We start from the raw sequence: 26,000 nt of genomic DNA on the forward strand, positions 1-26,000 counted from the left end.
TGCTCACTATCATTAATAATGGTTTTGTGAAAGAAGGGCAAAGAAGCCTGAAATAGCGATAGCCAATATGGTCATTCCCTGCACCAGCGACATGACAGTAATCGTTCGGTAAGCGACTTTGATGTCTTTGATTCCTGAGAATTGAGCCACCACCCAAAAGAAAGAGTCGTTGGCATGAGACACAGTCATTCCTCCCCCACCAATGGCTGCCACCATGAGCACAATGCCAGTGGGATTATCAAGCCCACCAAGCGACAACAGGGGGCCAAGGATGGAAGAGGTAATCACCATAGCCGAGGTGGTAGACCCTTGCGAGGTCTTGAGGATGGCTGTGAAAGCAAAACCCGCCAGAATAAAGTAGATACCACCGGCATCTCCGCCACTTAGCCAGCCTTCCACCATTTGGGCCATTGGCGTGGCCTTTAGTACGGCACCAAACGCAGCGCCAGCACCCGTGAGAATAAGGACGGGCCCGGCTTGCACAAGGCCTTCCTGAAAAGAAGACGAGCGTTCAACCTTTCCTATATACTTTAACAACGGCACTGCTATAAGCAAGCCTGCCAGCAAGGCGATGACAGGGTTTCCTAAAAAGACTAGAGCATCTATAAGTCCATTGTGGAAACCAACAAACTGCGCAACCGAGCCAAGACCAATGAGTATCAATGGAATGAAAATAGGACTCATGGAAAGGCCCAGGGAAGGCAAAGACTGATCAGAAAGAATGGGAGTGTCACTCAGCTCTGACTCGTAGGGATATTTTTTGAAAATATACTTTGAATAGCTAACAGCAATTAAAACCACCGGGATGGAAATAAGCAGTCCTGAAATGATCACCAAACCTAAGTAGCTTTCGCCGCCCAGGTTACCTGCCGCAGCAATAGGCCCTGGCGTGGGTGGCACAAGTGTATGGGTAGTATACATGCCGCCAGCCAATGAGAGGAACAAAGAGCCGGCAGCGATATTTCGCTTTTGCGCCATCACATGACAAAGCCTTGAGAGTATAATAAAGCCTGAATCACAAAAAACAGGAATACTCACCAGGGCCCCTAAAAAGCCAATCCCCAGCTCCGGGCTCTTTCGTCCGATTGTTTGCAAAATAAACTCTGCAGTTTTTACAGCAGCACCAGATTTCTCCAGGATTACCCCCAGAATACTCCCCAATATGATCACTATCCCAATACCACCAATGATACTCCCGAAGCCGTCATTAATAAAACCAACTACTTTGATGGCTGGAATACCCACCACAATGCCTACAAGCAACGACGCCATGAGCAACATGATGAAAGGGTGCACTTTGAACACCGAGGCCCCGACTACAATCAGCACAACAGCCAAAAGGATGACAACGAGCAGCAGCGGGCCTTCTATCATGATCGAGCAGGGTTGGTTTTTACATCAATAATAAAATTTGTTCTGGATAAAAGGGCTCCATTTATCATATTCATGGCATGGAACAATCACCAGGACAAAGCAAGCTCACATTTGCAGAACAGCTCCTCGATTTTTTGGCTCACCTTGAGTGGCCTGAGGTGCCAGAAGACGTGGAAGTGATGAATCCTTATGCCGACACAACCGCCTGGGCCCTTACGCAGGCTTTTTACCGGAAATACTATTCGGACAATCAGGCCAGAACGCTCATCATTGGCATTAACCCGGGTCGTTTCGGCGGTGGGGTAACGGGCATTCCTTTCACAGATCCTTTGAAGTTGCAGGACATTTGTGGCATTGAAAACAACCTCGTAAGAAAGCAGGAGCTCTCCTCAACATTTATCTATCACATGATTGCCGCTTTTGGCGGCCCCAAAGTTTTCTACCAACACTTCTGTTTTTCGGCTGTGTCGCCAGTGGGCTTTACCATGCATGGCAAAAACCTCAACTACTACGACCACAAGGAGCTGCAAACCAAGCAATGGGTGAGCTTTATGACCAACTGTTTCGAAAGCCAGCTACAAATGGGCGTCAACCGTGAGGTGGCCTACGTGCTGGGTCAGGGACAAAATCTGAAGTTTCTTTCAAAGCTGAATGATGAAAAGGGCTTTTTCAAAAAGCTGGAAGTGCTGCCGCATCCAAGATGGGTGATGCAGTACAGGTTGAAGAGGCTGGAGGAGTTTATCAATGTTTACATTGACAAACTCTCCGTTCATATCTAACTGTTTTTCACAAAAACCGTCAGTGCCGGAACCCAATATTATCAAGGTAAACAATCCCCTTCGACGGCTTTCCAAACTCAAAACGTATCTCAGTTAGCCCAGCCCAATTCAGCTCAGCATCACTCACGTCTATTTCCACATATTCAAACTGCGGTTCCCAAAAGACGTTGAAGCGATCTTTAGTCATCTTATCCGATTTGAAATAGTGCGATTCTGCCCTGGGTGCCAAAACATGGTAGTCCGCAAGCTGCCTTTCAAATATGTTGCCCACACTGTCTTTGAAAACAATCCTGAAATCAGGAGTCAGCTCCCCCTTGATCGAATCCAGCAAGTCTTTGTCTCCATGCGACAAGTCGAACACAAACCGGCTGGGGTTGAACGCCTCTCCTAAGCCGTTCGGGAAGCTTACTTTATAGGTCGCTGTACTCCCTGACGCTGAGTCAAGCTGCCAGCCAAGCAGGAGTGCATTGTTTTCCTGAAATAGCTTGCCCTTATATTGCATCAGCTCTTCTCTGAACACTTTGAAGCTGTCGGCTTCGGATTTTCCATTACCAAAACTTTCAATGTCAATATCAGATTCGAAGTCTTCCAGCATGGCTATCTGATTGTCCTGATATACAATACTGATATTGTTTTTGGGTAACCACTTGCCGGCAGACCATCTGTTTCTGAACACAGCCCTGTAATCGGCCTGATCAAAAAGCGCTGACTTGAGAAACGCACCGATCATCACTTTTGCGGTTTTCCGCTGTATTTCCCCATCCACCAGCGGGGTTTTGTTGAGCAGGTAGCTATAGGGAGGCCCCGCATCGTTGGCTCCCCAAATGGTGTTGAACTGCCCATGGTTGGCCCCATGAATGAGAACGCCTGCTTTGAAAGTGCTGTCTGTCAATTCCGTCCTTCTGTATTGGCGAAGTCCGTAAAAGCTATCTTCATCGCTGTCCAGCGAGCCTTGAAGCGCCAGGAAATTCACTCCTTTCAACTCCATGCGTCTCTCGTAGCGGTAGTCGGTTTGAGCCAGGGCAATCACCCCCTTAATGCCGAAATGAAAGTCAAAAGCTTCCAGTGCGTTATCGGGAAAGGCGGGAAGCTCATTGAAGGCGGCGGCAATACTTACCGCCTCTCCCCCTCTGCTGTGACCAATCAGAGCCACTCTGTTCAGGTCAACTTTTCCAAACAGCTCATGAGTTTTGTCCTCATTCCATTGTTTCCACTGCTGCAAATGCTTCAACAGCAACCAACCTCGGGCGGGCATTTCCTTGCCGCCGAAGTCTCCATCAGGTGACCCATTCAGGAAGTTTTCGTCTACCGACACCATAATGATGCCGTTAGAGGCCATCCACTCACCCAGGTAGGCATAACCGGGGTCGGAGTACTCCAGCATGGAGTGATTCCCATGCACGGTGAGTACGATAGGGAATGGCCCTGCCCCCTCCGGCATCCAAACGAGTCCGTTTACAGGAAGCTTTTTTGGCCCAAAACCCCAGTATTTTTCTCTACCCTTATGCTTGTCGCCTTTCCAGGCTGGAATGATTCGGGAGCCATCAACGGTAGGGGTAACAAACTTCACCTCCTTAGCAAACTGTTTCCGTCTCTTGCTATCTCCCGACCCATAGCTAAAAGTCTTCACTCCAAAAGTGCCATTCAATGTAGGGTCGGCCAGGGTCAACTGGGTACCCTTCTTCGGTGGAGTGGAAGGCAGCGTTGCCTCCTCCGGACTCCCGACGTAAGTAAGCCAATAGAACCCGACGACGAGAATAAGCGAACCAACCGACCCCAGCATGAACGCAAGATTGAGAAAGGTCTTCGATGATTTCTTTTTAGAAAAAGTGCCCAGCAAAAAGGCTGACAAAGGCAACGCCGTTAGCCATACGCCCACCGCTCCCAACCAGTAGTATTGGGGTGGGAAACGAAAAAAGTTACTCCCGATGAGCCAACAAACCGTTATCGAAGATACAACCAATGCACCCACTGGTGCCTGCCGCTTGTTCACCCAACGATCCAGGTGAAAATACATGAGCCCGAGACCATATTGGGCAGCTATTCCGTAGATAATTCCGAGCACCAGGTTCACCTCCCGGGGATCATAGCTTCGGAAGTAGTAAGCCGCAGTTGCAGCAAAGGCAACATTCGAAATTGCCAAACCAAACAGCACTGATTTCTTTAAACAGTCTTTTCGCTTCTTACTCGTTAAGATTTTTTTCCATGGGTTCAAAAACCCCCAAACCTTAGGTTGATTTGATTTCAAACGTATGCAGTTAAATATGAAGTCATTTATTTAAAAGGATGGGTGCGTTTACTATGCTTTTTATTGAACTGTGTTCATTCTTCAGTCGAGAATATACTTAACTTAGTGCGCTTAAAACAAGCCATAAATGGAAGAAAGGAAATTCTTCGTCATTGATTTTGACAGCACCTTTACAAAAGTTGAAGCCCTGGACGTGTTATGTGAGGTATCTTTAGACGGAAGGCCGGAAAAAGAAGAAGTACTTCAAAAAATCAAGGACATCACAGATTTAGGGATGGAAGGCAGCATCGATTTCAGAGAATCACTGAAACGCAGGCTCGATCTTCTGCAAGCACATAAAAATCACTTGCCACCCCTCATCGAACGCCTGAACAAACTCATCACTAAGTCTGTAAAGCGTAACAAAGACTTTTTTGAGACCTATAGCGACAATATTTTCATCATCAGCAATGGCTTCAAAGAGTTCATCGTCCCTATTGTGACTCCCCATGGGGTAAAGGCTGAAAACGTATTTGCCAATGAGTTCCGTTTTGACGACAAAGGAAACATCATCGGCTTCGACGAAGACAATATCTTATCGAAAAGTAACGGAAAGCCAGCCTTGATTAAGTCTCTGAACCTTGATGGCGAGGTATATGTTATCGGCGATGGATATACCGACTATGAAATAAAAGCGGCAGGCTTTGCCAAGAAATTCTATGCCTTCACCGAAAATGTATCCAGGAAAAAAGTAACTGATAAAGCAGACCATATAACACCATCCTTCGACGAATTTTTGTACATGAACAAGATGAACACCACCCTTTCTTACCCTAAGAATCGAATCAAAGTGCTTTTGCTGGAGAACATCCATCCGAGAGCCATAGAAATACTCAAAGAAGAAGGCTATCAGGTAGAGGTTCACGCAGCCGGCCTCGATGAAGATGAGCTCATCGAGCGCATCAAAGATGTTTCTATTCTTGGTATCAGGTCAAAAACCCAGGTGACTAAAAAGGTACTTGAAAGTGCTCAACGGCTTATTTCCATTGGCGCCTTTTGCATTGGCACCAACCAGATCGACCTGGAAACAGCAGAAAAGAAAGGCGTTGCAGTATTCAATGCACCATTTAGCAATACACGTTCGGTAGTGGAGCTGGCCATTGGTGAAATGATCCTTTTGATCCGCAACCTCCCTGACAAAATTGCCAAAATGCATGACGGCGTATGGAACAAGTCGGCCAACAATAGCTTCGAAATCCGTGGCAAAAACCTGGGCATTATCGGTTACGGAAATATAGGCTCCCAGCTTTCTGTTTTAGCTGAATCGATGGGCATGAAAGTGCATTTCTTTGATGTGGAAGAAAAGCTGGCACTGGGTAATGCGACCAAGTGCAATACTTTGGACGAACTGCTGGCGGTTTCAGACATACTTAGCCTTCATGTGGATGGCAGAAAAACCAACAAGAACATCATTGGCGCCGCTGAGTTCAAGAAAATGAAAGATGGCGTGATCTTCATGAATCTGAGCCGTGGCCATATCGTCGACATCAAAGCGCTGAAAGATGCCATTGTCTCCAAAAAGGTGAGTGGCTGCTCAGTGGATGTATTCCCCCACGAGCCTATCAGCAACAACGAAGAGTTTATCAGTGAGTTGAGAGGGCTGCCCAACACCATCCTCACTCCTCACATTGGCGGTAGCACGCTGGAGGCACAGGAAAACATTGCCACCTACGTACCCAATAAAATGATCGAGTATGTGAACACGGGCTCAACCAGCGGGAGCGTCAACTTCCCGAATGTGACATTACCACTGCTCAAAGAGGCTCACAGGCTTCTGCATATTCATGAGAACATACCTGGCATTATGGCCAAAATCAATCAGGTGTTTGCCAAGCATGAAATCAACGTGGTTGGACAGTACCTGAAAACCAACGAATTGACAGGCTATGTCATCGCCGACATCAACAAAAAGTACGACAAAGAAGTGCTAACCGACCTGAAAGCTATTGAGGGGACGATTAGGTTCAGGGTTTTGTATTAATATAAGGAGCCCTTTTATTAAACATGGGCTCCTTATGCTTTTCTACTTCGTAAATGTAAACTCCACCACATTGTATTCGTCGTTGAATCCTCCATCAGTGAAGGTCAGTTTCATCGTCGACGAAGTAAGCTCTTTCGGGTTAAGAGTGGCAATGCTCAAGGCGGCACCAAGTACTTTACCTTTTGAGTCGTCCATTTCAATGTAGATGCTCTTATCTTCGTCGGCGTCCCATTTGAAGGCGCCCTCGTATGTTTCAGCGGGGTGCTCTCCGCCTAAATAGTCAACTGTACCATAAGTTACCGAAAAGCTGCCTCTGTAGTAGCTGTCGTCACTGTCCTTGTCTTTTTTGAACTCAGTCCAGCCAGCTACGTCGTTGTATTCCCGCTCGTTAGTGGTTTGGGCGTTGTCTGCATTGCCGCCCGGCACAAACAAATCATAAGCCTTTACCGAAGTCAGGTTCCACTTCCCGAGGTATGGCTCTACATATTTAAATGAAGGGTCTTGCAGCTCGTTAAGCTTGTCGCAGCCGCTAAGGCACGCACCCATGATAACAGCGCAAAAGATGATTCTCGATTTCATGCTCTAAGTTTTTCCTCAAAGGTATTTTGAAGAGAGAGCCAAGAACATCACTTCAATCAGGTATTTTCTGGTAGGTGCTGGTGGGTATGGAAAAGTATCAAATGACCGGTATAGCTCTGTGGTCAATCTTTACTCTTGTCCTTCCTTTTCGGGCTTACCTGCAGCATGAACGCAGCCGAGCGGTATCCATATGCAAGCATTTGAGTTTGCTTTTTGAATACCTTCACACCAATTTGTATGGCATCATTGTAGCATAATCCTGCAAAAACATTGGATGTGTTATTAAGACTATTATTGTTTGAATATTGTGCACCAACAAACGCCCATTTGCCAATGTAGGCCGTTGCATTCAAATTCAATATTGCCGACAGTTCACCGGGGAGGGCATAAAGTGCCGATGGCGTCAACTTTAACCATTTGCTTAGCCTGAAATCTTGCTGGATAAATGCAAATAATTTCCTTCGATCTTTAATTTCCGAGAAATCATCGGAAAAATTTTCCCGATAATTGTACGGGTAATTGACAAAGCTCAGACCTGCTTTCGTCCCCTTAAAAAACGAATAGCTCGCTCCAAGGTCGTAACTAAAATAGTTTGACCTCACCACACCGGCAAGGAGAGAAGAACCACCATAAATGCCTAGTTTAGAAAAATCACTTTCTTGTCGGATGTAAAAAAAAGAACTACCCAACGCAAGCTCATTCCCTCCGGAAAATTTCCATCTATAGTTGTACATCAGCGTATACCTCCACCCAGAATGCACCCCTAATGTTTCCCTGCTCATGGCTGCGCCAATGCCACTGTTGATTTTCTTAAGGTGTTGATCGTAAGAAAAAGTTGCACTAGCAGGTGCTCCATCGACACCGCTGGAAGGCAGGTGAGAAATCAGTGTGAGTGTTGGGTCATCACTTTCGCCGGCCATGGCAGGATTGATAAAAAGAGGAGCAGAAAAATAGAAATCCTTAACTGAAAGTGTTTGGCCAGAGGCAACGTTTAACAAAAAAAGAAGCATCAGGGAAAGTGAAATTGTTTTCATCTCTTTTACCAGTTAGTAGAAAACATCATGGTTTTACTGTCTGCGATTTTTTTAATTAATTATTTACTCATGACTAGCACGGCAATATCAATAAGAGATGTAGTCAATTAGTAACCACCTGAAAGACGTATATTTAAAAATAAAATAGCCCACACAAGGCTTCCCCTCCGCTAATTATGGCAAGGTTACTCGTATTACATTTTATTATTAAAACCATATTTGAGCATTACTCCTACGTAGCTATCGCTGTACTGATTTTCCATAGACCACATGTTCAGGCGTGCCCTCATAGCTACCTGAAAAGAGTCAGTAAGATTTAGTCCAGCATATACACTCACTGGCCCGACAGGATAGTCATTGCTATAGCTTTTGTAAGGGCTGAATTTAGCTCCAATAAAGACTTTATTGCTGAACCTCAGAAGTAAATTAACATCCAGGATGCTCTGTGAGGAATAAGTCCTGGGAAGATACAGAACATACATAAGTGTAGGTTCGAGGCTAAATTTTGGCCCGAGGCGAAAAATGGTTTGGGAAAACACATTGACCTGTCTGCTGTTGTAGGCAGATAAGCCGTCTGTGAATTTGGCCTTTGATGCCGCTGCGTTCTGCATACTTAAACCCAGGAGAAATGATTTGTATTTGTAGCTCAAGCCCAGATCAACATCAGCATTGACCCCATTTACATTTCCTTCGGGCAGCTGCCCATAAGGAGTATATTGCCCATCCCAATCCGAAAATAAATAGAAAGCATACTGATTCAAATTAACTCCCATCCCAATCCCTAGTTCAGCGTCAGCTGATACTTTGTGCTGGTAAGCATACATCACTGATTGAGAATAACTGGAGAAAATATCAGAGCTATTGATACCTATTACGACTCCAACAGCGCCACCGATCCCCTCTACCTTACTGTCGCCAGACAGCATGTATCCATTTACAGAAGTAGCGTAACTTGGTTGCATGTCAAAGTCAGCTACCAGCAATAGATTTTGCTTTTCATTAAGTCCAGCGAAAGCTGGATTGGCAATTTTTGGATCAAACAAATAAAAATCAGACCAAGTACGTCCGGTGTTAAATTGAGCTGATAAGGAGCTGGCAAGACAAGATAAAATAAGAATACTAAAAATATTTTTCATAGTCTGCTGTAGTCAGGAAATGTGAAAGCACAGAAATCCTCTTGTAAAATTACCTTAAGTAAGGCAAATTATTCCATCAAACAACAAAGACTTTGAAAAATTTCTGTATGAAATAGGTGTACTTCTCAATTAAATTGCAGCGGTGTTTCTTATCTTGCCCCTACTCCCATCGCCATCATAGCCCCGAGCAACGGAATGATCAATACAAGAGTCAGCTCGATACGAAGAATCATTTTCATCTTCTTTGGAATGTCAATCACTTCTTCTGGATCGCCCTTCCTTTCTTTCAGAAAGTAAAAAGTGGGAATCAGAGAAATAGCTCCTACAATACCAAAAAGAATGAGCTTGGCATAAATAATCCATCCGTTGCTGTAGAAGTCGGCAGGCTTGCCCACTCCAAACCACAAGGTAAAGCCAGCGCCCATTACGAGCAGGGCGCCGATTCCATACACGGCATCGACAATGGAGAGCCTCTGGATAGCTTTGCGGGAAAGCCTGTCTTCCAGGAGCAGGTGCTCCCCTACCAAACTGCTGAATACAGCCAGAATACCCAGGTAGTGAAGGTACTTAACCAAAATATAGCCAGTCATCTTACTATTAGTTAGCCTTTATAGGAATGGTGAACTTTACTTTTTCAAATGCTACGTTGATATCAACGCCGCCATCTGCAGGAGATAGTGTGATGGTGTGTTGTTCTGTCAGAGAGCCATCCGTCACAACTGGAACAGTAGTTTTAAGAATATCGAGGCTATAGTCAGGTTCCATAGCTCCCCATTTTCCCAGCTCCGTGTTTACAATCACTTCAAAAGTGTTGGGGCCTGGCACGGCATATATCTTGTAAGTACCCTTCTGCAGCGGCTTTCCGTTAAAAAGCACGTCACTACTAAAAGTCACTTCTGTCGATTCATTCGCACCCAGCCTCCAGTAAACACCATAAGGCTGCAGCGCTCCTTCTTCCTTAGTTCCAAATACAACTCTATTGCGGACAGATGGGCGGCTGTAAATCAAAGAAACGTTCACCCCACCGTTGGATAGTTCAGCACTACCCGGAGGGCTAAGTGTCCTGTTGCGATTCATCATATAAAGCGTGGCAGCCGCAATCAGCACCACAAACACGCCAACTCCAATTAGTATTTTCTTTCGCATATCAATAACGGTTTATATTTAACCCACAACTTAATCAATTTTGATTGATCTATACGCAAGAGCAACTTTACCTGATGATGAATTTTAGATGCCAATCCTGCTTCGCCAGATCCGGGTTCTCAACAGTTGTATCTTCATCAAAAAGTCGTTGGAGGTTGTTGCCGGCAAGATCCTCAATGGTTGGGTCAACAACCAGCACATAGGAACCTGGCAACCACAGCTTAGCTGGCTTAAAAGTCAGTCCGGTTTCGCTAGCTGTGATTTCAAAAACGCCATCAACTATTTGCCCGTCGCCACTTTCCGTCTTCACACTAAATTTCCCATCCAATGAGCCAAAGTCCATCGGCTCGCCGAATTGAACAGTAAGTGCATCATTGCTGCCAGCAGATGGGGCCACCAGCTTCCATGTCTCAAGGTCGGGCTTCACCCTGTCATCATCACCGGTGGAAAAAGGACGACTAAATCGCTGACCTAATTGATCTCCTTTTTGGCTACTAAAGGCTCCTTTGACTACCAGCGAATATCGCTTGCCGGGTTGTAGTGGAGTGCCGTGCATTCGATTGGGTTGCAAATCCCGTTTGATTTTCCCCGGATCAAACCACAGAGTCAGCATGGTATTATCAGCGTTCCACAAGGCTGGCTGCAATGGCAGTATCGCAACAGGCAGCCTCCGTCCATTTTCGTCTGCCACGTAAATATGTTCGTAGACGCCATCTGCCCTCATGGGCTGATCAAATTTGACATACATCTTTAGCTGATTGGCGGGAACAGTATTTGAGCTTGGGTAAACGGCCAGTACAATGGGGGGTGGCTCGTTGTCGCCCTCAAAACGAAATTGGGAAAGCAACTTCTCCCCCTCCTTAATTACATATTCCTGCCCTTCGGCAAAAGGAATAGCCGCTCTGAAAATAGTTTTGTCCCCTTCTGTTAGAAATTGCCCAAAAATAGGCCTTGGGTTATTCTGGAGGGCAACTGAAAGTCTTTTTAGGTCGCCATTGTAAGTAAACTGAATGGCTACTGCCTTTCCTTTTTCCAAAATAAACTCAGGAGAACGTTGAGCAGTAGCCACATAGTAACTTAAAACCAGCAGGGGTATTAAGTAATATTTCTTCAAGTATGGATGAATTTATAACCAAAAATCATTGCCAGTGATAAGGTTAAGATCACCATTGGCTTCTCTTTTTAACATTACAAAGTTCTTGTCGCCCAATTTATCCAATTGAACAACATTGACCATAGGAAGCGCTATAAAATTAACACCGCCCGTTTTGCCAGGCTCCTCGATCGGCTCTGTAAGGCTACCTTCAAATCCGGCAATGTCAGAGAACCTCACCTTCATTACCGAACGATTACTGTTGGCCATCAAAAGAAAGCTCTCTCCACCTTTGTTAATCACTATCATATCCAGCGGCGTATTGCCAGCACCAAATTCGGCGACCGTGCGGCCTTTGATGTGCTTGCCACCTTTCAACTCATCCATTGGGAAAAGCACCAATGGCGTGCATGTGTAGCTGGCTACCAGGTAGTCTTTGCCGTTGATTGTGCTCGTGGTGAATGTCTTCACTGGTGCGTAGGTCTCAAATCGGCCATGAGCCGCATGATATATTTCAAGAGAAGCGTCGTCCTGGCTGTTTCCAAAAGGAAAGGCCATGGTTCGGAATGTCGAGCTGAACTCGGCATTGCTCAGGCCTGTCACCATTACCTTGCCATTCTTAAACTCAATGTCAGATACTGTCCACACCCGCTGAGCCCTGCCTCTGTCGTCTTTGTAGTCTTCTGCGTAGGCGTTTTCAATCCCTCTTGAAGAATAAGAAACTTTGTCGAGAGGAACCCATTCAATTTTTTCGCCAACAAGCTTCAGTAACACAGGCGTCCCGTCCTGGTTGTGAACAGCAAAATAGGGGACATTGGATATTGGATTCACCGCCATGTCCTGAATAGAAATTTTATCTGCTGTCGTTCCCAGCGCAGCCGCAATAGCCACGTCTACATTTTTCATTTCTATTTTGGCCGGAGCCTCCGTGGCTTTTGCATCTTTTGTATCAAGAGCAACAATTGAGGCCGATTTAGAGTCCCCAATAAAAAGGATGCCTTCCGGGCCAAATGTCATGGCATTGATCGACTTGATATTCGGGTTGCCGTCCTTAAAATTGGCTTTCAGGGATTTCTCTTCTGCCGAAGCGATAAAGAAGAGCATTGAAAATAAGATTGTAAGTAGTTTTTTCATAGCGTTGGGATTTAGTATACTTTGTTAACCATTTCACCACCAATAGGTTAAAAGTTAATTATAAGCGGTTAGAATTGCCAGCATTGGCCCAAAGAAAGTCCTTTAACGGACATGAAACTTAGGCTAGTCGGCATAGATGATAAATCCTTGATTCGTTAGAGCCGGTTATTTCAACCTGAGGAATCATCCGGTTCTTACAAGTGAAAGAAGCGTGCAAACCAGTCTATCCCAATTTTGCTTCGTTCCCAATATTCCGGTTATCACAAAGGTTGATTTTATGTTTTGACTTCAACTTATTAAGTGAGATATTACACTGTTGCCGCCAACAAACAACACTGGTAGCGATTGAACAAATACTGCTACATACCTAACCCTACCTCAAATGAAAAGATTTGAAGCATTGGATATTTTTCGTGGGATGACGATTTGTCTCATGATCATTGTGAACACGCCCGGCGATGGCGCCTCTACTTTCTCTTTGTTGCTTCACGCCGACTGGCATGGGTTCACCCCCACCGACCTTGTTTTTCCTTCCTTCCTTTTTGCAGTGGGCAATGCCCTGGCTTTTGTAATGCCTAAATGGCAAGACTGGGAGTTTAAAGACGTTTTTCTGAAGCTTCTAAAGCGATCCGCCGTCATCTTCCTTCTAGGCTTTATCATGTACTGGTTTCCTTTCTTCAGGCAGGATGCGTCCGGTGCATGGTCATTTATACCGTTTTCAGACACCAGAATACTTGGTGTGCTGCAACGGATTGCCATTTGCTACTTCGCCGGTGCGTTGATGATCCATTTCTTTTCCACCAAAACGCTGTACTGGGTATCCGGAGGGCTTTTGCTTGGCTACTGGGCAATTATGTCGTGGTTTGGTGACCTCTCCATGCTGGGCAATGCTGGACAAACGCTGGATCTCCTGATTTTAGGTGACGGGCACATGTACCACGGCGAGGGTGTCGCTTTTGAACCAGAAGGAATACTTAGTACACTGCCTTCTATTGTCAATGTGATTGGCGGCTATCTGCTGGGGCTGTACGTTAAGGAAGGTATCAGCTACGAAAAACTGGCCAAGGTCATGCTGTATGGTGCCTACATATTGTTGGTCGCCTATTTGTGGAACTTCATCTTCCCTTTCAACAAAAAGCTTTGGACGAGCTCTTTTGTCGTCCTTACTATTGGATTGGACTTCATCATTATTGGCATTATTATCTACCTGACGGAGTTTTCTGCCAAGCCATATAAATTCAGCTTTTTCCAGACCTTCGGAAAGAACCCTCTTTTCATTTATTTGCTTTCCGAATACCTGGCCATCACGATGTATGTGGTCAAAATAGGAGACAGGAGTCTTTTCCGTGTGGCTTATGAGAGCCTTTTCAGTTGGTTGCCCCCCTACATCAACTCGCTGGCCTTCGCCGTTGCGTTTATGATGATTTGCTGGGCTGCCGGCAAATGGCTTGAGAAAAGAAACATTTACATCAAGGTGTAAAAAGCAGAGGGATCCGGCGAAAGATCCCTCTTAGATGAACAAAACCGATGACCGGGTCAATTAACCACCGCCACCAGGTACTTTGAAGATTTCCAAAATTCTTCGGGATTGGTTATTACCAGCGTAGAAAAGTCACCAGTCTCGTCTTCTCTTACTTTGTAAGAGTCGCCAGGGTGATTTGTGACAATGTCCACTTTTTTCCCAGCAAGTAGTATTTCACTTGTTGCGGTGATGTCGATGCGTTCAAATGAATCATTGTTAAAATCAGCGTTTAGCTTCTCTACCTTACCCAATCCTAGAATTCCCCCTTCTTTGGTAACGACCTGCTCCTCCTTCAGCTTCTTATAGGTGCCTGTTGCTACATAGCCAGTGTTTAGCTGCTCCTGCTGAGTAGCCAGTAAGTCATTTTGCTCACTTATTATGGTCTCATTTTCCAGTTTAACCCCATTAAGGGTGTCCACTTTCATGGAGAGTACTGCCACATTGTCCAGGAGCTCTTTATTCGATGTATTCAAAGCCACCAACGTAACCTTCAACTCGTTCACCTCCACGTTTTTTTCTTCTACCCTGGCCTGAAGGTTGTTCACCAACTTATTAAACTCTTTCATCTTAACGGATGAGCCCTGCAGGTTTTGCTGCAATTCAGCAATTCGGGTCTTGTTGGCCGCCAAAAGCGCATTAATTGCTTTTATGTCGGCTACAATAGCCTTCTCAGCTGAGGACGAATTTTCCACTTCTTTGGACGTGGCAAGCCCTATTTTCTCTTCACGCTCCTTTATCTCCGCCAGGTTACTTTCAATCTCATTGAAAGTCTCAAGGTAGCTATTGAGCCTCTCTTCCAGCTTGTCATTCTCGCCCTTAAGCGTTACATTCTCAGTCGTCAAATTCTCCACCTTTTCCTTATTACAGCCAGCCAAAATTATCGGCACGGCCACAAACAATATCAATCTGTAATTTTTCATAGCTAATTGGTTTATGGTAAAAAACTTATCGATGTACCCGTTTTGAGTATAATACTTAAAATACGATAAATTATATAATTTATTGTATTTTACTAAGTAAAATTAGGCCTTGTTACGGGTAGATCGGGCGAAGGATGCCCGTCGTGCGTTTGAACAACGCAAAAGGATTCTTGGGTACTAGAAACTAACTAAGTGGGCGGATTGACCAGAGTAGTCCCACCCACATATAACGCAGTAAAGAACTACCTGCCAGCCGGGGCCTTTCTGCGGACTTCTTCCAGTTGATTGACAGCCGTTTGCAGCTCACGTTTCAGTTTTACCTGCTTTTCATTTGATCTTTGACGAAGTTCTTCTAATTCATCAGTGACCAGGGCCAGGTCTCTCTTAGCTCTGTTTGTGATCGAATGACTGTTTTTGAATGAAACATACATGATGCCCAGCAGCACTAGCAGGCCGCCTACAATTCCCCAAACTACAGTATTATAGAAGGTCTTATTAAGAGACATCCCAAGAAAACTTATCTCACCATTAACTTCCTCGCTTGCCTGAAGCTGCTCATTGACTACGGCCAAGCTATCGTTGGCCGCTTCCAGTGTCTTGTTGATATTCGCTATGGCAATTTTAACATCCGCTATTTCCTCTCGATAACTAACCAAACTATCTTCCACTTCTCCCCAGAAGCTGTTGAGCTGTTGAGTGGCGATTACTTTATATTTTTCATAGGTCTCCGCATCCTCCACCATTTCTTTGTACTTGGCATGCAGCGTTCTATTTTCGTCACTTTGTTTGCCAAATGCCATCCCGGCATTCAGGCCGATCAAAAGGACAAGCACCCCACCCCTCCTGATCTCCGGTAAAATCATTCCTTTCATAGCTAATCTTTTAAAATAAACACTGGTTACTAATTTTCCTTCTTCTTAAAAATGCTCTTAATTTTCGATAAAAAGCCTTTCTTTTTCTCCTCTCCAAAGTCCCTTACTTCCTGTTCCTTTCTGGTAAGCAGGCCTTTGATAAAACCTTCCTTCTCTTTATACGGCTCGCAGTCAACTAAATATAACAAATCATCCGAAAGAGCGGCAAATCTCTCTCGAGTAATGACATTGTAATGACTGTCGTTGTTGAGTTTTTCCAGGAAGAATGCAAATATAGGTAAAGCTGATGATGCTCCCTGCCCTAATATAGTACTTTTAAAGTAAATTTTAGGATTATTTGCGCCAACCCAGGTAACAGTAACCAAATTTGGCAGCATTCCCACGAACCACCCGTCCCGGTTTGACTGAGTAGTGCCGGTTTTGCCTGCCAAAGCGTTGGGGAGGTTGTACCTGGAATGAAGTCGCTTGCCAGTTCCGTCGTTTATCACTGCCTGCATCATGTCGAGCATAATTTTGCTGGTGTTTTCGCTCATGGCCGCTTGCTGCTCGTCGGCAACAAACTCTTCCAATACATTCCCTTCGCCATCCTCCACTCTTAGCAACATTTGAGGTGCAACAGGTATCCCATGATTGAGGAAAGCTGCATAAGCCCCGGCCAGCTCTATTGTCGAAATGTCTGCTGTGCCAAGTGCCAGTGAGGGCACTTCCGGCAATGTGCTCGAGATATTAAGGTTCCTGGCCAACTTTACCGTCGAGGCTATACCTGTTTCTTCCAACACTTTCACCGACACGGTATTGACGGAGTGCGTCAAAGCCCCTTTCATGGTATAGAAGTTATGGGTCTCCGCTTCGGCATTTTCGGGAGCCCAGTTCTCCATGTTTTCGTAAGTAATTTGCTTCGAAGAATAGTAGTCGCATGGTTTCACTCCCTTCTCGAGAGCGCTGGCAAAAACGAAGGGCTTGAATGTAGACCCCACTTGCCTTTTAGTGTTAACGTTTACATGGTCATATTCAAAGTACTGATGGTTAATACCACCAACCCAGGCCCTCACAGCCCCGGTTTTCGGATCCATCGCCACGAAACCGGCCTGTAAAAATTTGAGGTAATGCTGCACGCTGTCGTACACACTTGCCTTTACCTCTTGATTTCCAGCCCATTCAAAAAGCTCCATCATCCTTTCCTTATGTAATGAGTCGGCAATCTCCTTTTCTGTCAGTCCCTTTTTCCGGAGAGACAGATAAACCGGCGTTTGCTTAACTGCATGCTCTATCAGCTCTTTGTTCTTTAGCCATGGAGCGTTACTCCCCCACTCTTTTTCGAAAGCGGTTTGCAGCGCTGCCATATGCTTTTGCATAGCAAGCTCCGCTGCTTGCTGCATACCGGCATCCAGCGTGGTGTATATTTTCAGGCCATCGGTATACAAATTGTAGGGTGATCCGTCGGCTTTGAAATGACTTTTGCACCATTCCAGCAATTGCATCCGCATCTGCTCTCTGAAATACGGTGCAGGCCCTTCATGCAGGGTCATTTTGGTATAGTCCAGCTGTATCGGCAAATCATGGTAGGCATGAAGCTCCAATTCGGTCAGATAGCCGTACTTATTCATCTGCGATAAGACCACATTCCTTCTGCTCAGCGATCTCTCAGGAAACACCCGGGGGTTGTAAGCGTAGTTGCCTTTCAACATGCCAATCAGCACAGCAGCCTGGTCTATCGTTAAGTCATTCACCGACGCATTGTAGAACCGCCTCGAAGCACTTTCCACACCAAATACATGATCGCCGAAAGGAACAGTGTTGAGGTACAGCGCTATGATTTCATTCTTGCTATAGATTTCCTCCAGTTGTTCGGCAATGGCCATTTCCCTGAATTTGTTAACCGGGATGCTCAGAAGTCCGAAATCCTGCCGTGGAAAAAGGTTTTTGGCTAGCTGTTGGGTAATGGTACTGCCGCCACCCGCACTGTTGTCCTGCAAAACGATGGTTTTGAAAAACACCCGCAAAAGACTTTTGTAGTCAATGCCATGGTGTTCGAAAAACCGGGCATCCTCTGTAGCAATCAGCGCATTGACCACGTGAGTTGGAAGGTAGTTGTAATCAACCGATGTTCTATCGTAAAGGTAGTATTTGCCAAGAAGGTCGCCGTTGGAGAAATAGATTTCAGACGCCTGGTTGTTTCTTATGCTCTGAATTTCCGTCGAGTCAGGAATAGCTCCGAACAGTCCCGCCTTCACTCCCCACCAGACAAAGAATGGAGATGCAAACAATATAAATGACAAGGTGAGCAAGCCGTAAACCAGCTTCCTCGTTCGAATAGATCCCATAGCTAAATAAAACAGGTTAACAACGGAAGCCAGTTCCGAAGTTGATTCAATAAAAGGTTACCTTACAATCTGGCTGCAGAGACTTGAAGTCCTCAATTTCCCTTGCCGACACCTTCGTATTAAAGCAGGTAAGGGATTGCAAACCCTTTATGTCTACTAAACGATCTAACCGCCCCACTTTCGTATTAGAAAAATCAATTTCTTTCAGTCTGCCAAACCTTTCAATGCCCTTAAGGTTTTTCAGTTGGGTACCAGCGCAATTGAGCGACTCCAGCTCCCTGAAATATTCTATTTCCCGCAGGTCCGCAACAGCGGTATTGCTCACGTCTAATTTTGTCAGATGAATAAGGCCCTGAATAGGCAGAAGACTGGAAACAGGGTTTTTGGAGACATTTAGTGCTTCAAGGTTGTCGAGCCTCGATAGCTCCGTGAGGGATGACAGACCAATACTGCTTAAATTAAGTGCCTTTATGTCCAGGAAGGCATACAAAGGCGCCAGCGATTTAACAGACGACCCTGCGGCGTCAATACTTGTTTGCGCAATCAATCGGTGCAACTCCATGCTTGTGGGGCTTGGGCTCAACTTTTGATTTTGCCGGAACACCGTTTGCCAATCTACTGATAAGGCCTCCCACCAGGCCATTATTTCTTTAGTTTGAAAAATCACCACCGCCTCAGGGTGTGTACGTATGAAGTTGACCACCGAACCCCTGGAAACAAAGGTGTCGTCCAGGTTTAGGTATTGAAGGCGAGGCAAGCCTTGCAACACCTCCAAATCGTACACTTTGGTGTTGATCAACTCAATCTTTTCAAGGGTAACAATACCTTTTAGCCCTGCAATGTTTTCTATCGGCGTATCATTGGCCTTCAGCACTTTGATGTCGCCCAACCTCGAGAGTGAAATAAGCTCCTCTACCGGGTTTTTACTAATGTCGAGGTAGGTAAGCTTTTTGAATCGCTCCAATGGCAGCAGGTTGGACAGCATCTTGTTTACCAGCACCAATGAATCCATGTTGACCAGCTTTACCAGCTTCTCCTTGGTAGGCTTTTGTCCTTTCGGCACTTGCATCAACGACATCAGTGCAAGGCGCCACTCGCCGGTTAGCCCTGTCCACCAGGCATCCAGCTGTCGGCTGTTCATCACTATCAGCGCCTTTTTCTTTTTACTCATGAAGTCGTCGGCCTGCTTGTCCGAGACAGAGGTATTGTCGCAATAGACCTTTTCCAGAGAAGCTATCCCCAAAAGCGCATCCAGGGATGAAACGGGGCAGTCGTTGACCATTAGGTCTCTGAGGCCACCCAAACCAGATAGCGGACTGAGGTCTGAAATAAATGTACCGTTGGCCTGCAGCACACTCAGTTTGTTTAGTTTTTCCATTCCTTCAAGCGAGGTAATGGCGGTAGAAGAAATATTCAGTTCTTCCAACCTGGTAAGTTTAATGATGGGCTCGGCGGTAGCCAGACTTGTTTGAGAAACATCAAGCCAGCGGAGCTCGCTAAGCAAGCCAATGATGCTAAAGTCAGCTGTGGGAATCCCTTTCAGCAGCAAAACACGCAGGTCGGACAGACCGGCCAGCTCGCTTAAGTCATATACTGGCGTCAAAGAAGCATCCAGCATGTTTAGTTTTTCTGAGTACTTCAAAAAGGTGATGTCCTCCACCTTAGTATTTGAAATGTCAAGGTGCTGAAGATTCGACAAGCTCCTCACCGGACTAAGGTCTGTGATCCGGGTGTTGCTCATTTTCAGGTACACCAGGCCAGGCAGCATTTCAAGCGGATTGACATCTGCCAGGTATCGGTTGTCTGAAATATCGAGACTGTCAATTCTTGCTATCATCTCCAACTGGGCATTGCTTACGCTGTCGGCAGGTATGATGCCTGCTGTTTGCTGTAGCAGCGCCATCCACTCAAATGAAAGTGTATTCCACCAGGCTCTCAGCGCCTTTTCACGGCTTATTTTGGTGGTGTAAATGCTGGCGATTTTCAAGTCGTCCTTCTGGACGTCCAAATTGATCTCAATAAACCTCTTTCGGCTATTGGACACAGCATCGCCTTCAATCCCTGTTCCTTTTATCAATCGATTGGTCTCTACCTTGAAGTACCATTGACCATTGTCTCTTTTGAGTGGCTCTACTTTCAGTATCTCAAATTCGAGGGAAACATGCTTGAAAAAGAAGTCAACGTCTTTGAAGTAGGCCTGCACGTCTTTGTTGATGACTACCTGCCTGTCTGTGAGCAGATCATCTTCAATTTGTACTTTTCCATCCCTGAACACCTTCAGGTAACTTTCAGAAATGATTACCTCCTTGTCTCTGGCGGAAGTTTTCTGATCGCCGACAGTGTTGAGCATAAACTGTAGAAAAGACACCAGGTCTTTGCTCTTTTGCTCGTAAATTTTGAGGTCGTCTTCGTTGAGATTGACAGCTTGAGAAAAAACTCCGGTAATAGAGAACGCCCCAACTAATAAAAATACAATGGCATACCGAAGGCTAGTTCTTCCCATACAAATAGTTCTTGATCGCTTTTTTATTCTCCTCAGAGGTTTTTACAATATTGGAAATCAGCCAGCCTGAGTTATAACCTGACCGATTGAATTGAGACACCTCAAAATACCAGTTGTTGAGCTGAAAGAAATGAAACTTCACCTCTCTGACCGTTTTGAACTTCAAAGTTCCTCTTTTCATCTCGTAAAGAAAAAGCGTGAGATAGCTCGGTGCAAATTCATCTGGTGTATATGACTCTGGGTTTTCACTTTCCTGGAAAGCCTTGCGCAAGTTCATAAAGTCAAGCTCATGGCTCATCGGGTGCAGAAACTTCTTTGTAGCCGTGGTGTCTTTGTGGAAGTATTTTTTGAAGGGCTCAAAGTAGACTTCTTCAATTACCCATTCGTAACCCAGGCGCTGAGGTTGGAGCTTCATAAACAGCGTGACCGGCTGTTCTTTCCCCTGATAGGTAAAGAGGGCATTCACCTCAGCCATCCAATTGCCTGAGTGAAAATCGAGAAACTTCTGCCCGGACTTATCAGTCATCTCCTGGGCAAACTCCTTTTTCAGGGAGGCCGGAATCATCGTATTTTGATTGTCGAAAAGAATCCCAATGTACCTCCTTCGGATGGCCGGGTCATGGAAGTTTTTGTTGCCTTCGTAGTACCGCTCCCCTTTCTCGTCTTCCTCGCCATTAAAGCGGCGGAAAAACTGATTCACCAGCTTCGTAGAGGCATACAGCTTACTTTCGTCCCCCATTTCTTCAATCACCTGAGCGCTGACCTGCCCGGCCGACAAAATGGAGAACGAAAGAAGAAGCGCATAAAACAGCCGCTTCATCCTTATCATGCAGAAGTTTCGGTTACCCGGATATCGCCAAGCATCACATCCCAAAACTCTATGGTGCGACCGGATATTTGGGTTTTCTTTCTTTCTACGTAAATGGTGATGTCCTTTTTGGTGGTATCCTTGTAGGTCATCCCATCGTCCGAAGTACCCTCAAAGCGCTGGTAGATCGTGATTACACCCACATATCGACCGTCAGGCTGTCGCTCCAGGTCACTAATATAGTGAATATCGTACCATTTAATGGACACCTTGTCGTAGTTGAGTGCCATCAAGCGTTCGAAGTACTTTCTTACTTTGTAGTAATTGATGTCGGTGGAGCTAAGCGAAGACACGCCCATTTCGCTGTCAGGGGCAAATAGCTCTTCAGCCCTGTCCATTACCCTTACGGCCTCTGAATAGGCTGTTTTTTTGTCACCAATAATGCTGATGTACTTGCTCAGGTCTTTCACTTTTTCAAGTGCCAGTGAATCAATCGCCTGCTTTCTGCGGGGGCTGATGTCGGCGGTTTGGGCCATGGCTGTGCCCATCATCGCAACAAGCATTACTGAGAACGTATATTTGAATATCTTATGCATGGTTATTTCTTTTTTGGATGGTTATCGTACCTCTACCTTTTTATCAACTCAAGTTCTGTAATCTTTCCTGAGGCATTGGTTTTCATGTCCCGGATATTGTTCAGGTTCTTTTTTTGGTCTTTCAAATAGTTGAGGTATTTCTCCGCTGTGGTAGGCTCATCATAATCGACCTCTCCTGAAGGCGACTCATAAATGATGATAAAAATAGGGACGCCGGGAGATGCAAACAACATCAGCGCTTCGTTGATACTGCTGTTGGCCGAAGCGACCGTTGGCGCAGAAGAAATAGCGGCGAAGTATCCAGATAATTTAGATGATAGCGTAGCCGGAGGGGCAGTCTTTGCCTTGTTGGCATCGTTTTCCATTTCTTTGTTCGCATTGTCATAAGAAAAATCCTTCTCCACCTTTTCCATAGGCTCTTTATTGGATACTTCCCTCATTTTCTTCTTGCTTTTGCAGGAAGAGGCTCCCAATACAATTAATAACACAAGTAGGCCATTTAGGGTACCTGTTTTCATCCACCTGTTTACGTGTTGTAACATGATTTGTCAGTTGTTTAATTTTGCTCAAAAGTTACGGCATAACAACAAGTCATACCAATTGATTTTCATTTTCTATTAAGAGGGTTAATGAAATCATCATACACAAAATGTTTGCCATGATTTCACATAAACGCCTTCTGAGAAAAGAATATTTCTCGGAGAAACCTTAAAGGTTATTTACTTGTGGCTGGTGCATTGGCGTTGACTTCGTCACGGGCCTTTTCAAGCTTTGTAATGGAGGTGTTCACCTCAGTCAAATGCTTGCTGCTGAACGACCTGCCCTGCTCCTCTTTTCCGCCAGAAGCATAGGCTTTCATCATTTTCTCAAGGTCGGTCAGGTACCTGAGTGATTCGTTGATGTAGTAGAGGTCAAACTTGTCCGTTCCCGCCTGCTTTTCGATAAACTGATAGTCACGATCGGCATCACTGTCCAGGGCCCTGGGTAGTTTCATCCCCGACTTGGTCGACACAATACTCAGGTCGAACAACACATCGCCCATAAGGGAGGCCACGTCGTTGGCTGCCAGATAGGTGGTTCTCAACTTGGAATCCTTTCCGGCGAATACTGAGGCATTTTTGATAAACTGGGTTTTGTTCTGCACTTCAACCAGGTAGTTGGCCATTTCTTCTTTGGTACCTGTAAACTTATCCTCGTTGTAAGTAATGGCACCATAGTAGCTATTGCTTTTGCAGCTGGCGAAAAGAATGATAATTAATCCAAAAACTAATTTGGTAGAATTCATGATTTGCTGGTTTAATTGATGGTTAAACTTGTTGCACTACACAATCTTAGGTAATTGTGAAAACTACAAAAAATTATAATTTTTAGTGTATTAATACAATTATTAACGGCTCCGGCGGCAAATTGTTGCGCCAAGAGGGTATTGATTCCAATACTATCGTCCCGCTGGTTCAAACATTGGCTGCACAGAATTGCCGAAAACCCTCCGGCTGTTAATGCATAAGTGCCTATATTTCGACATTCAACAATCTGACTTATGATCCGTATATCCTTTCTCAAAACCTCAGTCTTCTTCGTCATCATTTTGGCTGCCTGCGAAACCAAACCAGTTGTGCCGCCGATGCCTGTTTTTCCTGTGCCTAGCGAAGAGCAGCTTAAGTGGCATGAACTGGAGCAATATGCCTTTATTCACTTTACAACGAATACTTTTACTGACAAGGAATGGGGATTCGGCGATGAGCCGGAAAGCATATTTAACCCAACGGGGCTGGATGTTAGCCAATGGGTAAAAGTGATCAAAGATGCGGGGCTAAAGGCAGTTATTTTAACTGCCAAGCATCATGACGGCTTTTGTCTTTGGCCCAGTATCTATACTGAACATTCCATCAAAAATAGTCCTTATAAAAATGGTAATGGGGATTTAGTGAAAGAACTTTCAGAAGCATGCAGAAAGGAAGGGCTGCTATTTGGCATCTATCTCTCTCCGTGGGACAGGAATCATCCTGAATATGGACGACCAGACTATGTTACTTACTACAGGAATCAACTGCAAGAAATCTTCACCAACTACGGGCCCATCTTTGAAATGTGGTTTGACGGAGCCAATGGCGGCGATGGATACTACGGTGGAGCCAACGAAAAGCGCCGGATTGATGGAAGAACCTACTACGATTGGCCAACTACGATTGAAATGGTGAGAAAGATGGAGCCAAAGGTGCTGTTCTTTAGCGATGCCGGCCCAAACATCCGCTGGGTGGGCAACGAAAGAGGGCTCGCAGGAGAAACCAACTGGAACACCATCAGCAACGATACTTTATACGCTGGGCAAGCTGGCATTACCGACTTGTTGAATACGGGCCACGCTGAAGGGCAACAATGGATTCCAGCCGAAGTAGACGTCAGCATCCGGCCGGGCTGGTTTTACCATGCCAAAGAGGACAGCCTGGTGAAAACACCTGAAAAGCTGTTTGAGATTTACATGACCTCGGTTGGCCGAGGCTCCAATTTGTTGCTCAATATCCCACCTGATCGCCGGGGACTGGTTCATGAAAATGATGTGGCTGCTCTGCAAGGTTGGAAGAAGCTCCTCGAAGAGGCCTTTAGTACTAATCTGGCATTAAATGCCAAAGCTTCAGCGTCAACGGTGAGAGGAGAAGCTGAGATGTACGGAGCCAGTAACCTGACCGACGGAAAAGCTGACACCTACTGGGCAACCGACGATGAGGTGACCACCGGCAGTGTGGAGATTACTTTGCCAGGCACCCCAACCGTTAGTTATGTGACTTTGAAAGAATTCATCAAGCTGGGACAAAGAGTAAAAGCATTTACCGTGGAAGCGAATGTGGATGGGACATGGAAGCAAGTGGCGCAAGGCAGCACTATCGGCTACAAGAGGATATTGAAGCTAGCTGCACCGGTGGAAGCTGAGGCTATTCGGGTGAGTATAACAGAAAGCAAGGCTTGTCCGGTGCTGGCTGAGGTGGAGGTTTATTGATACCTCACCCCTTACAATGCTAAGCATTGCTTTCTCCTCTCCTGTCTGGAGAGGGGAAGAAATCCGAAGGACTTCTAGGGGTGAGGTAAATACCCCATCTCCCTCAAATGCCTTACCCAAATATCATACCCCTGGCGATTGAGGTGCAGGCCGTCTTTGGTGAGATCCGCCGCTAATCGCTGGCGGTCGTCAAGGAACAGCGGAAATAAGTTAACGTAGGTCACTTTGGTATCCAGCGCCACTTTGTAAAGCAGCTGGTTGGTCATCAACACATGGTACTGTTTGTCGTAGTGCTGCGGAAACCTCGGGTACTCAGGGTTGACCGGCAGAATGCTTTGGATATAGATTTCCGTAGCAGGAGTTTCAGCTTTCAGGCGTTCAACAATCTTCCTGACATTGTCAGCGATGACGGCATTGGGAATATCGTTACCAATATCATTGACGCCGATCAGCAGAAACAGCTTCGATGGCTTGCGCTGAATGATCTCGTCTAGTCTGTTGAGGATGCCGTAGCTGAAGTCGCCGCCGATACCGCGGTTAACGACAGTGGGGTCACCAAGCAGCTCGCCCCAGGGGCCGCCTTCAGTAATGCTGTTGCCGAGGAAGAGTATTTTGCCAGTGCTCATGGGTTCTTTTGAAAACTTCTCCAGCCTCCGCTTGTGATGCTCCATGATAAACGGAATGGTGTCGAACACATTCTGGTGGGTGACACTTTGCTGCGCCGTGGCGGGTAAAGAGGGGGCAAACAGAGATAAAAGCAGAATAGACGGAAGGAGGTGTTTTTTCATGGAGATCTTTTAGACGAGGGTACGCAATAGTTAGTGCTAAAACTAGTTAAGGGGACTTCAAAAGTAAAGGACAAATATGTCGTGCCCACAGCCTTAGCTGGTGGCATCACCTCACCTGATCCCAAA

22 protein-coding genes are annotated in these 26,000 nt (G+C 45.6%); 4 read left to right on the plus strand and 18 right to left on the minus strand.

Features of this window, described 5'->3' with window-relative positions; genetic code table 11:
• Positions 1-12: 12 nt before the first annotated feature.
• The gene (locus tag AAC052_RS04225; protein WP_339811214.1) at positions 13-1,374 is read right to left on the minus strand and encodes a GntP family permease; all 1,362 of its coding nucleotides are present in this window, start codon (positions 1,372-1,374) and stop codon (positions 13-15) included.
• A 77-nt stretch (positions 1,375-1,451) separates the two neighbouring features.
• Here AAC052_RS04225 and AAC052_RS04230 point away from each other — a divergent pair, with 77 nt between their 5' ends.
• On the plus strand, positions 1,452-2,153 hold the full coding sequence (locus tag AAC052_RS04230; protein WP_339811216.1) for a uracil-DNA glycosylase family protein: 702 nt from the start codon (positions 1,452-1,454) through the stop codon (positions 2,151-2,153).
• A gap of 19 nt (positions 2,154-2,172) precedes the next feature.
• On the opposite strand, the gene AAC052_RS04235 is transcribed toward AAC052_RS04230, so the two are convergent.
• On the minus strand, positions 2,173-4,296 hold the full coding sequence (locus AAC052_RS04235; protein WP_339811218.1) for a hypothetical protein: 2,124 nt from the start codon (positions 4,294-4,296) through the stop codon (positions 2,173-2,175).
• 232 nt (positions 4,297-4,528) lie between these two features.
• Between AAC052_RS04235 and serA the strand changes: the two genes are divergently transcribed.
• A complete protein-coding gene (serA, locus tag AAC052_RS04240; RefSeq protein WP_317491516.1) occupies positions 4,529-6,421 on the plus strand; it encodes a phosphoglycerate dehydrogenase in 1,893 nt (630 codons plus the stop codon).
• A 42-nt stretch (positions 6,422-6,463) separates the two neighbouring features.
• Here serA and AAC052_RS04245 read toward each other — a convergent pair whose 3' ends face one another.
• The 7 genes from AAC052_RS04245 to AAC052_RS04275 all read right to left on the minus strand — a co-directional run bounded on the left by AAC052_RS04245 (position 6,464) and on the right by AAC052_RS04275 (position 12,543).
• Positions 6,464-7,000, minus strand: coding sequence for a hypothetical protein (locus AAC052_RS04245; protein WP_339811220.1), 537 nt, complete (start codon positions 6,998-7,000; stop codon positions 6,464-6,466).
• Between the two features lie 122 nt (positions 7,001-7,122).
• Positions 7,123-8,034: a PorP/SprF family type IX secretion system membrane protein gene (locus AAC052_RS04250; RefSeq protein ID WP_339811222.1), complete on the minus strand. Its 912-nt coding sequence runs from the start codon at positions 8,032-8,034 to the stop codon at positions 7,123-7,125.
• Between the two features lie 194 nt (positions 8,035-8,228).
• Positions 8,229-9,170, minus strand: a complete 942-nt coding sequence (locus tag AAC052_RS04255) for a type IX secretion system membrane protein PorP/SprF (RefSeq protein WP_339811224.1) — start codon at positions 9,168-9,170, stop codon at positions 8,229-8,231.
• Between the two features lie 149 nt (positions 9,171-9,319).
• The gene (locus AAC052_RS04260; protein ID WP_339811226.1) at positions 9,320-9,760 is read right to left on the minus strand and encodes a DUF2214 family protein; all 441 of its coding nucleotides are present in this window, start codon (positions 9,758-9,760) and stop codon (positions 9,320-9,322) included.
• Between the two features lie 7 nt (positions 9,761-9,767).
• Positions 9,768-10,316, minus strand: coding sequence for a DUF2911 domain-containing protein (locus tag AAC052_RS04265; protein ID WP_339811228.1), 549 nt, complete (start codon positions 10,314-10,316; stop codon positions 9,768-9,770).
• A gap of 67 nt (positions 10,317-10,383) precedes the next feature.
• Positions 10,384-11,430 carry an Ig-like domain-containing protein gene (locus AAC052_RS04270; RefSeq protein ID WP_339811230.1) on the minus strand — a complete coding sequence of 349 codons (1,047 nt, stop codon included), beginning with the start codon at positions 11,428-11,430 and terminating at the stop codon, positions 10,384-10,386.
• A 12-nt stretch (positions 11,431-11,442) separates the two neighbouring features.
• Positions 11,443-12,543, minus strand: a complete 1,101-nt coding sequence (locus AAC052_RS04275) for a hypothetical protein (protein WP_339811232.1) — start codon at positions 12,541-12,543, stop codon at positions 11,443-11,445.
• Positions 12,544-12,925: 382 nt separating this feature from the next.
• Between AAC052_RS04275 and AAC052_RS04280 the strand changes: the two genes are divergently transcribed.
• Positions 12,926-14,023 carry a DUF5009 domain-containing protein gene (locus AAC052_RS04280; protein WP_339811234.1) on the plus strand — a complete coding sequence of 366 codons (1,098 nt, stop codon included), beginning with the start codon at positions 12,926-12,928 and terminating at the stop codon, positions 14,021-14,023.
• A gap of 56 nt (positions 14,024-14,079) precedes the next feature.
• Here AAC052_RS04280 and AAC052_RS04285 read toward each other — a convergent pair whose 3' ends face one another.
• The 8 genes from AAC052_RS04285 to AAC052_RS04320 all read right to left on the minus strand — a co-directional run bounded on the left by AAC052_RS04285 (position 14,080) and on the right by AAC052_RS04320 (position 23,373).
• Entirely contained in the window at positions 14,080-14,985 is a 906-nt protein-coding gene (locus AAC052_RS04285; RefSeq protein WP_317491508.1) for a hypothetical protein, read from the minus strand.
• Positions 14,986-15,227: 242 nt separating this feature from the next.
• Positions 15,228-15,857: a hypothetical protein gene (locus tag AAC052_RS04290; protein ID WP_317491507.1), complete on the minus strand. Its 630-nt coding sequence runs from the start codon at positions 15,855-15,857 to the stop codon at positions 15,228-15,230.
• Between the two features lie 29 nt (positions 15,858-15,886).
• Positions 15,887-18,181, minus strand: a complete 2,295-nt coding sequence (locus AAC052_RS04295) for a transglycosylase domain-containing protein (protein ID WP_339811238.1) — start codon at positions 18,179-18,181, stop codon at positions 15,887-15,889.
• Positions 18,182-18,227: 46 nt separating this feature from the next.
• Complete coding sequence (locus AAC052_RS04300; RefSeq protein ID WP_339811240.1) at positions 18,228-20,684, minus strand: leucine-rich repeat domain-containing protein; 2,457 nt, start codon at positions 20,682-20,684, stop codon at positions 18,228-18,230.
• Positions 20,671-21,504, minus strand: a complete 834-nt coding sequence (locus AAC052_RS04305) for a hypothetical protein (RefSeq protein WP_339811243.1) — start codon at positions 21,502-21,504, stop codon at positions 20,671-20,673. The genes AAC052_RS04300 and AAC052_RS04305 overlap by 14 nt, the downstream gene beginning before the upstream one ends.
• 5 nt (positions 21,505-21,509) lie before the next feature.
• Entirely contained in the window at positions 21,510-22,055 is a 546-nt protein-coding gene (locus AAC052_RS04310; protein WP_151998706.1) for a hypothetical protein, read from the minus strand.
• Between the two features lie 65 nt (positions 22,056-22,120).
• The gene (locus tag AAC052_RS04315; RefSeq protein ID WP_317491503.1) at positions 22,121-22,630 is read right to left on the minus strand and encodes a nucleoid-structuring protein H-NS; all 510 of its coding nucleotides are present in this window, start codon (positions 22,628-22,630) and stop codon (positions 22,121-22,123) included.
• A gap of 173 nt (positions 22,631-22,803) precedes the next feature.
• Positions 22,804-23,373 carry a hypothetical protein gene (locus AAC052_RS04320; protein WP_151998633.1) on the minus strand — a complete coding sequence of 190 codons (570 nt, stop codon included), beginning with the start codon at positions 23,371-23,373 and terminating at the stop codon, positions 22,804-22,806.
• 255 nt (positions 23,374-23,628) lie between these two features.
• Between AAC052_RS04320 and AAC052_RS04325 the strand changes: the two genes are divergently transcribed.
• Entirely contained in the window at positions 23,629-25,086 is a 1,458-nt protein-coding gene (locus AAC052_RS04325; RefSeq protein WP_339811247.1) for an alpha-L-fucosidase, read from the plus strand.
• 74 nt (positions 25,087-25,160) lie between these two features.
• Here the strand turns inward: AAC052_RS04325 and AAC052_RS04330 are convergent, their stop codons facing one another.
• Entirely contained in the window at positions 25,161-25,874 is a 714-nt protein-coding gene (locus AAC052_RS04330; protein ID WP_317491500.1) for a GDSL-type esterase/lipase family protein, read from the minus strand.
• Between the last annotated feature and the right edge of the window lie 126 nt (positions 25,875-26,000).

Source organism: uncultured Imperialibacter sp. (genome assembly GCF_963974565.1).
Classification (GTDB): domain Bacteria; phylum Bacteroidota; class Bacteroidia; order Cytophagales; family Cyclobacteriaceae; genus Imperialibacter; species Imperialibacter roseus.